The 10,731-nt window shown below is 51.0% G+C and carries 7 protein-coding genes and 1 pseudogene; 2 read left to right on the top strand and 6 right to left on the bottom strand.

Annotated features, from left to right (window positions below; translation table 11 throughout):
• Positions 1-144: 144 nt before the first annotated feature.
• The 5 genes from pckA to BLT35_RS19430 form a co-directional block, all read right to left on the bottom strand.
• Entirely contained in the window at positions 145-1,719 is a 1,575-nt protein-coding gene (gene pckA / locus BLT35_RS19450; protein WP_074729503.1) for a phosphoenolpyruvate carboxykinase (ATP), read from the bottom strand.
• 299 nt (positions 1,720-2,018) lie between these two features.
• Entirely contained in the window at positions 2,019-4,163 is a 2,145-nt protein-coding gene (locus BLT35_RS19445) for an MMPL family transporter (RefSeq protein ID WP_083351350.1), read from the bottom strand.
• A gap of 38 nt (positions 4,164-4,201) precedes the next feature.
• Positions 4,202-5,350 carry an NAD(P)/FAD-dependent oxidoreductase gene (locus BLT35_RS19440; protein ID WP_254777623.1) on the bottom strand — a complete coding sequence of 383 codons (1,149 nt, stop codon included), beginning with the start codon at positions 5,348-5,350 and terminating at the stop codon, positions 4,202-4,204.
• 2 nt (positions 5,351-5,352) lie between these two features.
• Positions 5,353-6,081 carry a methyltransferase domain-containing protein gene (locus BLT35_RS19435; RefSeq protein ID WP_074729502.1) on the bottom strand — a complete coding sequence of 243 codons (729 nt, stop codon included), beginning with the start codon at positions 6,079-6,081 and terminating at the stop codon, positions 5,353-5,355.
• Positions 6,081-7,229, bottom strand: coding sequence for a type III polyketide synthase (locus tag BLT35_RS19430; protein WP_074729501.1), 1,149 nt, complete (start codon positions 7,227-7,229; stop codon positions 6,081-6,083). The genes BLT35_RS19435 and BLT35_RS19430 overlap by 1 nt, the downstream gene beginning before the upstream one ends.
• A 280-nt stretch (positions 7,230-7,509) precedes the next feature.
• Between BLT35_RS19430 and BLT35_RS27955 the strand changes: the two are divergent.
• Positions 7,510-7,749 (top strand): annotated as a pseudogene (locus tag BLT35_RS27955) (PAS domain S-box protein); the annotation flags it as partial.
• Positions 7,750-7,791: 42 nt separating this feature from the next.
• A complete protein-coding gene (locus BLT35_RS19425) occupies positions 7,792-9,600 on the top strand; it encodes a PAS domain-containing sensor histidine kinase (protein ID WP_254777622.1) in 1,809 nt (602 codons plus the stop codon).
• 102 nt (positions 9,601-9,702) lie between these two features.
• Here the strand turns inward: BLT35_RS19425 and BLT35_RS19420 are convergent, their stop codons facing one another.
• On the bottom strand, positions 9,703-10,680 hold the full coding sequence (locus BLT35_RS19420; protein WP_062409544.1) for a LacI family DNA-binding transcriptional regulator: 978 nt from the start codon (positions 10,678-10,680) through the stop codon (positions 9,703-9,705).
• Positions 10,681-10,731 lie beyond the last annotated feature (51 nt).

The raw sequence follows: 10,731 nt of genomic DNA, 5'->3' as shown, positions 1-10,731 counted from the left end.
CTCTCCACCAGTTGCCCGTCAGCTACGAGGCGACTTGGCTCTTACCTCGGCCGGACTTGCACCGGCTAGTTGTGCCTAGCTTGGCTAGGCGCGCGCGAAAAAAAAAACTGTGCCGCTCACGCAGCACAGTTTTGGGTAACAGGTTTATTTTCTCCGAGGACCTGCCGATTTAATCTCCTCGCTCATATCGGAAAATTTCTCGAAATTTTGGATGAAGCGCTCGGCCAATTCCGCCGCTTTCGCTTCATACACCGCTTTATCCTCCCATGTGTTTCTGGGTACCAGCACTTCGCTTGGAACGCCGGGAACGGATTCGGGGCAAAGCACGCCAAAGACCGGATCGGCGACAAATGTCGTTTGTTCAATGCTGCCATTGATCGCGGCGGACACCATAGCACGGGTATAAGCAAGGTTCATCCGTTTCCCTACGCCGTAAGGCCCGCCGGACCAACCGGTATTGACCAGGTACACTCTAGCTTTGTGCTCCTCGATTTTCTTCCCCAGCATCTCCGCATACACGCTTGGACGCAAAGGAAGAAAAGGGGCTCCAAAGCAGGTGGAGAACGTCGCTTCCGGCTCCGTTACCCCTCTCTCCGTACCGGCCAGCTTCGAAGTGTAGCCCGACAAGAAGTGATACATGGCTTGTTCCTTCGTCAGCTTGGAGATCGGAGGAAGCACACCAAACGCATCGGCCGTCAAGAAAATGATCACGTTCGGATGTCCGGCAACCCCCGGGATCAGTGCGCCGGGAATATAATCGACAGGGTAAGCGGCGCGCGTGTTTTCCGTAATCTGATTGTCGCTGTAATCGGCAATTCCGGTGTCTTCATCCAAAACGACATTTTCCAACACCGAACCGTAACGTATGGCCTGCCAAATTTGCGGTTCCTTTTCTTCCGAGAGGCCTATGCATTTCGCATAACAACCGCCCTCAAAGTTAAACACGCCCTGATCCGACCAGCCGTGCTCATCGTCTCCGATTAAACGGCGGTTCGGGTCGGCGGAAAGCGTCGTTTTCCCTGTGCCCGACAGCCCGAAGAATAGAGCGGTGTCCCCATTCTCTCCGACGTTAGCCGAGCAGTGCATCGGAAGAACGCCTTGGAACGGAAGAAGATAATTCAGTACGGTAAAAATGGATTTTTTCATCTCGCCGGCATACTCGGTGCCGCCGATCAGGACGACTTTCTTTTCAAAAGAAACGCAGATGAAAGTTTCGGAACGGGTACCGTCAACGGCGGGGTCGGCCTTCAATCCCGGAAGGGCGATCACGGTAAACTCCGGCTGATGGGCCTGCAGTTCTTCTTTCGTCGGACGGACAAACAGCTGACGAACAAATAAATTATGCCAAGCGTACTCATTGATGACACGAATGGGAAGCCTGTACTTTGAATCGGCTCCTGCAAATCCGTCGAATATGAACAGCTCCCGCTCCGCCATATATTTTTGCGCTTTTTGATACAGCCTCTCAAACTGAAGCTGTGATATAGGCTGATTTACGGCGCCCCAAGCAATATGGTCCATTACTGACGGTTCCTGCACCACAAATTTATCCTTAGGAGAGCGGCCGGTATACTTTCCCGTCAATGCCCGTAATGCTCCGGAGGAAGCCAGTACTCCTTCCTTTCTCTGCAATGCCGTTTCAATTAATTTTGATACGGACAAGTTGTGATGTGCGTTGTTAGCATGCTGCTGTTGAACAGCCTTAAAGTCCAAGACCATACTGTAACTGCCTCCTTTGGTTCGCTTTAATATAGTGTACATCAATTAATGTATAGTACACAATATAAATTTATCTATTACACAATCTTTATATGTTTTTTACACAATTTCGTCAAATATAACACTCTATTCATGGTGGATTGGGAACGCAACAGCTGATATAGGATGCCCTATAGAAGCAATCGGCCCGCTGCCTTCGTTCAAGTAAACAGAAAGAAGCCATTTGTCTGTCGGAGCTCTCCAGCGCTCCATCAGTCAAATGGCAACGTTAAAATCCGGTCTTTTGCATGTTTTCGGCCTTATTGCAGCCACCGGGGCGCCCACCAATTCCACCTGCCAAGCCATTTCATAAAAGAGGGGACCAGGATGAACCTGATCAGTGTCGCATCAATCCAGATTGCGGCGGCAATGCCAATCCCCAGCTGTTGGACCCCGACCACCTCCCCGAATGCAAAGGGTGCGGTAACCGCAATCATGATCGCGGCGGCCGAGGTGATGATTCTGCCGGTTGAGGTTAGTCCCGCCAGAATGGCGCGGTCGTTGTCCTGCGTTTGCCGGTACACCTCCGATATGCGCGACAGAAGAAACACCCCGTAATCCATGCTGATGCCAAAAGCCAGTCCGAAAATAAATACGGGAATCATGATGGCAATGCTGTACGGCTCCATCCCCAGGCGTCCTTCTTCAAATATCCATACCAGGATGCCGAACGATGCTCCCAGACTTAGGAGATTCATCAGAATCGTTTTGAGCGGAATGAGAACCGAACGGAACGCGAAGAGCAGCACACCAAATTGAGTAATGAAAATAAACAGCAGTACGTGTTTGATATTGTCAAAGATTTCATCAAAAACCTCCTGCTGGTACTTTGCCTCTCCTCCCAACAGGAACCGGATTTCCCCTGACATTCCTTTCTGCTCCCAACGCCGGACCCAATCCATCGCTTCCTTCGACGACGGACCGCCCTGCAGGGTCACATGAATAAGCATTCGATGCTGTTTCACATACCGCTTCAACACCGGCTCATATTTTTCTCTGATCATCGGTCTTTGAAACAGGGAGTATGCCTGTTCGGGCGGCATGCGCAGGCTGGAAAACACGGAATCCACCCGCAGCACGCCCGGATCGCTTTCCAAACTTTGAATCAGCGCATAGGTATTGAACCAGTCTTTTTTGGTCAGAGTATGCGTACTCCCTTGGGCTGCAATGTAAACATGCGAGGCTGACGGAAGTGCGAAGTGGGTTTGATAAGTCTCGGCGGCCGTGCGCGAATCATAGCTTTGAGGCAGCGAGGAGGCATCGGGAATGGCTAATTTCATTTGGGTTAAAGGCAGAAGACAGCCGATTAACACAAGCGAAGCCAAAAACGCCATCCGAAATGGCCTCTTCATGACAAAAAGCGATAAAGAATTCCAAAACTTTATTTCCACGGAAATGGATTTTGCCTTTTTTTCCGATCGGATGACAGGCCCCAGTATAGTTAGAAGCGCCGGAAGCAGAGTGATGGTTAACAGGACTGAAACCGCCACTACCACCATCGCTCCTAAAGCTACGGTAGTAAACATCGGGAGACGGATAAAGCATATCCCCATCAAGCCCAGAAAAACGCAGGCTGCCGAAAATAAAACGGCTCTGCCGGCGGTTTGCATGGTTGTGGCCAGCGCCTGCCCGGCAGAAGCTCTTTCCAGCTCCTCCCGGTATCGGCTGACCAGCATCAGCGCGAAATCGATGCTCAGCGCCAGACCCGCCATAGGGATGACGTTCAGCACAAAGTTGGAGAGCTCGATACGGGTCCCCAGCCAATACATGATCCCCATGGTGCCGGTAACTGCAAACATTCCTATGATAATGGGAATCATGGCGGAAACGATTCCGCCAAAAGCAAACCATAAAATCAGGAACGCCGCAGGAATTCCGATCAGCTCCGCCTTTTTCAAATCATGTTGACTAGCCGCGTTGACGTCCGCCTGGACCACCGGTTTCCCCGTCATTTTCACCGTGACTCCGCTGTGGTCCGGCAGGCGTGCATGAATTTCCTCAAGCACCGGCTTCATTTCATAGGATTGTTGTTCAAAAACAAGCAGTGCGTAGGCAATATTATTCTTGAGCATCCCCTCGTTCATCAGCGGGGAAATCACGCCGGTCAACCCGCGGATTCCCTGCAGCCGGTCCAGGGTATGCTGAATGAACTGGCGGAATCGCGCAGGGGATAAGGAATCCTGTTTCTCAAACACAAGCATGACGGGATCCTCAGGGATGTGGAAATCAGCGGATAGCATACGTTGAACCTTGACATAGGCTCCGTCCGGAAGCAAGCCGTGATCCTTCAAAACGGAAGGCAGCTTGGCAGCATACATTCCGAAAAAGACCGCGAACAAGAACCAAAACAGAATAACCGTTTTGGGATAACGATGAGACAGGACGGCAAGCATTCGGTACCCCATAACGAAGCTCCTCTGCGTATGGATCGGATGCTTTCTTTCTATACATCCGTTTCATTTAACCGGGTCGCCCGAACCATCTCATACGCCAATTCCGGCGCAAGATGCGCTAACCCCAGCAGGAGGCGGGGTACTGCGGGGAACCCGAGCAGCGATTGGAGCAGACGTCCCCACCTGAGGGGACCCGTAAATTCCTTCCGGACCGATAGCATATACTCGCGTTCCCATTCAGAAAGGGACATCTCCCCGCGGAGATATCCGTCGGCAAGGGTTGCGCACAATCGGGCCGACCGTAGGCCCATCGACATGCCGTCGCCGCAAAGCGGCGGCACCATTAATGAAGCGTCCCCCACACGGGGAATCACATCCCAAGCGACCGGCCGGCGGTTGAGCTTGACCGGGGCAACGGCGGCCTGAGTGCCGGGAACCGGAACAGCTTGCGCCAGCTTGGCATCAAGCTTCGGATTTTTCCGGCCGGCGGCCTCTATGATCTCCGGTATCGATTTGCCCGTGACCCGAAAGGCTTCCCGCTTCAGGAGCGCCGCAGCATTAACGATTCCTCCTTCGACGGGGGCAAGTCCCAAGTATCCTCCGGGAAAAAAATAAAGCTCTACCGCCGCGTCCATGTCTATCCCCCGATAGTGCGATTTCACACCCATAAACGTATTTTTTGCGGATCGGTTCGAAGGATGACCCGGAAGTCCTGATCGGGGGTTGGCTCCCCACGCCGCAATCACGGCACGCGCTTCACAGACCGTTTTTTCCCCTTCCCTGCTGATTTCAATCGTATACCCTCCGCCGCTTTGGGACACGGATGTGACTGCGGCTGCAGTCTGCACATCCACGCCTGAACGGATGGCGGCGCTATGAAGCGCCTGATCCAATGCATACCGGCTTATCCCTAACGCCCGGTCAGGCAGCGGAATGTCCAGGACCGCCCCATGGCTCAGGATCAGGCGAACCCGGGTCATCATGCTTGGATGAAGCGATTCGACCAGCTCGCCCAAACCAAGAGCCTTCAACGTGCTTTGCGATTCCGGGGAAAGAAATTCTCCGCATACTTTATGACGCGGGAAGGAATGACGGTCGATCAGTACCGTATCCCAGCCCCTGTCAGCCATAGCCTTGGCCAGACTGCTGCCGGCGATTCCGGCCCCAAGCACCGCCACATCGCGGATTGTTTTCATCATCCTCAGCTCCGTCGGTTGAACTGGACCCTGTCTTTACGGATGACAGCCGCATACCGAAACAGCGGTCTCCAGGCATAAAATAATTCAGATGCGCCTAACGCTTTGCCGAGATGGTCCCAATCCGCCGGACGGAACCCTTTGGCCACGGACAAGGGACCATCGTTGACAATATACCGGTTGCGCGAAACAAGACGGGCCGTAATCCACACCGCCGCCCAAGGGAGCCAATGCCGGTGAATATCGTTGATGACGACTCCGATACGGGAGGCCTTCAGCATGCTTCGGACAACCTCGGGCAGCTCATCCGAAGCAAAATGATGAACAAACTGCGTTCCCGTAACCAGATCCGCGCACGCTTCCGGGAGCTTGAACACATCGCCGTGCAGCACTTGAACCCGGGGTTCGCCGCGATAATACATCCTTGCTTCTTCGCAAGCTTCTTCCGTGATGTCCACTAACGTGATCTTCAGCTGGATCCGGTTCGTGTCCGCCCATCGCAGAACCTTCCGATTGATATCGCCCGAGCCCGAGCCGATATCCAGGATAGACAAGCGTTCCGGCTTGTCCGCTTCCGTCCACAACCTCCGGATTCCATAGAGTGTGGGTGCCGAAGCGCCGAGGATTCGATTCAGCCTGCGCAAATGGCGCAAAGCTTCGCAAAGCTCAGGTCCCCCTTGAGAAAAGTCATCCATCAATTCCGGCTCGGTGGCCCGCTGTTTCAACCTTTTCATCAACGGGCATCACCTATGAGCTGTTCCTGCCCGACAACTGACGGCAAATAAGTGATTCGGGCCATTTCGGCCGTAAGGCCGGGACCGAACGCGACAGCCATCCCGCTTGCCGGCCCGGAGCGGCGATCCTGCAGCCGCCGCCTCATGTCGTCAAGCACGAAAAGCATCGTGGCGGAGGATAAATTGCCATAACGGCGAAGTACGGCACGGCTGGAATCGACCTGCTCATCCGTAAGCCCGTACACGTCCTGGACCGCATCGATAATCCCGCGCCCTCCAGGATGAATCGCCCACAGCTCGGGCCTGTTTTCCCCGGCGGTCAGATGTCCCGACACAGCGGGAAGCCATCTGCCGATCAGCCGGGGAATGTTCGGGGACAGGTAAAGGTGGAAGCCATAATTCCCCACCTCCCACACCATCTCATCAGCGGATTCGGGCATGAGTACGGAATAATCGCCGCCCAGCTGAAAAATGCCTTTATGGCCGGCTCCGGCGCAGCCTACAATGCAGGCGGAAGCTCCGTCACCGAAGAAAGAAGCGGCGAATAGAGCCTCCTTGTCGCCGGAGGGCTGAAAATGAAGCGTGCACAGCTCTACGCAGACGATGAGCACTTTGGCGGACGGCGTACCCGAGACGATCTGCCTCGATAGATTAATGGCCTTCAATCCGGCGGCACAGCCCAGAAATTGCAGCGGAAGCCGGTTAACCGTAGACGCCAGCCCCAGCTGTTGAACCAAAACGGCATCCATGCCCGGCAGAAATTGACCGGTACAGCTGACCGTGATCAAATGGGTGATGCCGGACTCCGTCATACCGCTGTCCGATAGTGCTTTTCTTGCCGCCTCCAGGCCCAATGGAACAGACTCTTTCTTATACGTTGCCATACGCTCGGCAGTGGTAGGGACGCCTTCTATGGAAGCGCTGGAGAAATAACGGCACCCGGGTGCGGGTTCGAGCAGGTTCGGCTCGCATGTGTAACGCGTTTCCACTCCGCACTGCCTGAATATTCTTTTGGCCCAGCGGGCGGAATGGGGTTGCTCCCTTAAAGCTTCGGCCAACCTTTGTGATACATCGGCCTGATCCATCCGGAAAGCGGGGACGGCCGTACCGATCCCCAAGATGGAAACGATTGGAGATATGTCTTCCATGGTCTGGTTCTTCCTTTCGCTTTAGTATCCAAATCGCGTAAAGGTCGGACAAGGATCATGCTTTACACATGTTTATTCGCATTTGCGTTTCAATATGACGTTCTTTCCGTGCATACCGGCGGATTGCCTTTACATAATTTTTTGCCCCCATGCATGATATCGGGGAGGAAAAAAATAGGAAATGTCGAAATATTGCTAATTACAGTAAATAAGCTGATTATCGAAAATATGGAGGTAGTGTTTTGTGGAATCGATACGTAAGATAGATTCTTCTTTTCCTATGGATTCACTTTTTATCCATTCTTTCGATGCTCTATGTATATTGGATAATAAGGGATTCGTACTTAAAACCAATCCTTCCTTCACAAGGCTATTCGGATGGAACGAAGATGAATTGATAGGACGTCCACTTCCCTTTCAAAACCATTTGGATGTTTTGAAGGTACCTCCTGCCAACATTGTCGAGATTGATCACTTATCGATACAGCGGAAAGACGGGAGCCCTGTCATCGTTCGGTTGAAGGCTTTACCTCCTGAACATCATCATCCGGCGGTTCTTTTCATGAGAGAAGTCATCCCGCATGATTATTTGGAAAAGCTGGATTTGATTGAGCAAGAGCATAAACAAACAATACGGTATCAGCAAGGGATGAGCTTTAAATTCAAAAAAATCGATGGTCGGTTTATTCATACGCTATGCGACGGCGATCTCATTTACCGGTTGGGACTTTCTCCCGAGAAAATCGTCGGAAGGGAACTGAAAGAATTTTTGCCGCCGGAGAAGGCAGTTTTCAAAGAACAATTTTACGAACGAGCCTGGCAGGGTGAAGAAAATGTCATATATGAAGGCGAGGAAAACGGCCTAACGTATCTGGTCTCCTTAAAACCGATCAAGAAAGACGGCGCCGTCATAGAAGTCATCGCCTCCTGTATCGATATCACCCAAAGAATCGATGCGGAAAAAGCCCTGCTGGAGGCCGAGGCGCTTTACCGGTGCCTGGTGGAAAACGCCTTAGTCGGTGTGTATTTGTACCAGGACGGGAAAATCGTATATGCCAACCCGGTGTTCTCCAATATTTTCGGATATACGCAGAGTGAAATGGCGACACTGGATTTGATTGACTTATTCGTCCGTGAAGAGCGGGACTATATGATCAATAAATTAACGTATGGTCAAGAGCCTGACGCCAAGGATGTCATGAATCGGGATTATAAAGTTCGGGGGATAAGCAAGGCTGGCTCGATTGTGGAGTTGGAGGGAAATTCAACGTTAACGCTTTTTCGGGGCAAGCCCGCACTGATCGGGACGATTCTGGATATTACGGACAGAAAGGTAACGGAGCGGCAGTATCAGCGGCTGCTTAAGCTTTCTCCGGAGCCGATCCTGCTTCACAAGGATGATACCATTATTTATGTGAATGATGCGGGACTCAAATTGTTCGCCACAAAGGACCCGTTGGATTTAATCGGACATTCGTTTATTGAACTGTTCCATCCGCATGACCAGGAACAAGTGCGCAGAAGACTGGATACCGTCCTGAACAACGATCACAGTACCGGATTTTTCGAATTCAAGTTAGTCCGGTTAGACGGAAATATTGTAGAAGTAGAGTCGTCGGCCATCCATATTTACAAATACATGGGGGAATCCATGATTCAAAGTGTATTTCGGGATGTCACGGAGAGAAAGAAAACGGAAGAATTCATGCGAAGATCCGAAAAGCTGTCCCTCGTAGGTCAAATGGCGGCGGGTGTAGCCCATGAAATCCGTAATCCGCTGACCTCGATTAAAGGATTCTCCCAGCTGTTAAAAGAAAAGAACGATTCTTACAAAGATTATTATGAAATTATGATCTCCGAGCTGGACCGCATCAATGAGATTGTCAACGAATTCATGTATTTAGCCAAACCGAATCCGATTGAATTCAAAAAAGTAAAATTGAGCACCATTCTCGAGCACGTCATTTCCTTAATGAATACGCAAGCCATTCTCAATAACGTTAATATCCGCGTGCTCTATGAGAATGAGCAGGTAGCCATCAATTGCGACGAAAACCAAATCAAACAGGTATTTATCAACATCTTGAAAAATGCCGTTGAATCCATGCCCCGCGGCGGGGACATCACCATAGAATGCAGCATCACTCAGGAGCAGAACGAAGTGTACATCAAATTCATCGACCAGGGAATCGGCATTTCTGAAGACCGGTTGAAAAAAATCGGGGAGCCATTTTATACTACCAAGGAGCAAGGCACAGGACTGGGTTTAATGCTCAGCTATAAAATCATCGAATCTCATAACGGAAAATTAAATATTCATAGTGAATTGAATAAAGGCACCCGAATCGACATTGTATTGCCTCATGGGTGACAATCTGGTTGGCGTTCTTTACACGATGGCTTATTTACGAACACACGTTTGTATTTATTGGATACAAATGTGTGTTCGTATTTCGTTGTGGCGATGACAAGTTCAAACGGTAGAACGCTCAATCAATAGATACCCGAGCTCCCGGTTTTCGGGCTTTGTTCTTTTCTTCGTGATGTGATCATAAGCCATCTGAAATGCTGCACTCCCCATTTCAAACAGCTGATTATCTATCGTCGTCAGATCAAACACTTGGGCGATCGGCTGATTGTCAAATCCTATGACAGCAAGATCCTCCGGTATTCTGATCCCATTCTTTCGGGCCTCCGTAATAATCCCTGCCGCCACTTGGTCGCTTGTCACCAAAAGTGCCGTCGGCCGTTCTCTCATCCGAAGCCATTGGTGCACTACGGCCAAACCGTCTTCAATGCGTAAGCATTGATAAAACATCCATTCTTCCCGAACGGCCTCGTGAATCGCTGCCAACGCATCCTCATATGCTCTCCGGCGCTTCAGGCTGTTAGCGCTGTCGGCCCTGCCCAGGCAGAATCCGATCTGTCGGTGTCCTCTTTCTATTAAATAACGCATTCCCTGTCGGAAACAATCGTAATGATCCAGATAAACAGAAGAGATCGCTGACGTGCCCGCATCCTCACACGCTACAATGGGACCGTATTCGGTAAAGGGTTCGATTTGTTCCCACGCAAGTGTTTTCGAGCCTATGATAATGCCGTCCATCTGTTTCATTTTCAGCATGTCCAGAACTTTGCCTTCGCTGACGGGGTTATAATTGGTTTGGCAAACCATGAGCTGGTAATCTTTCATGAGGGCTTCGCTCGAGATGCCCTCCATCAATCTGGAAAAATACGCGTGATTTATACTCGGCACCATGACGCCTATAATATTCGTTGTTCCTTTGCTGAGATGAACGGCATTCAGATTGCGCGAATAGTTTAACTGCACGATCGCTTCCATGACAGCCCTGCGTTTGTCTTCGCTTACATACGCATGATGATTGATTACACGGGAAACCGTAGATACGGAAACCCCGGCGATTTTAGCAATTTGTTTAATATTCGGCATCAGCCACTTCCCTCCCCCCAGATTCATTTTAACATTTTTAAAATTTTCCCC

The organism is Paenibacillus naphthalenovorans, from assembly GCF_900099895.1.
GTDB classification, from domain to species: Bacteria; Bacillota; Bacilli; order Paenibacillales; family NBRC-103111; genus Paenibacillus_G; species Paenibacillus_G naphthalenovorans.
The sequence above is the reverse complement of the archived record's forward strand: the minus strand, read 5'-3'. Positions and strand labels throughout refer to the sequence as shown.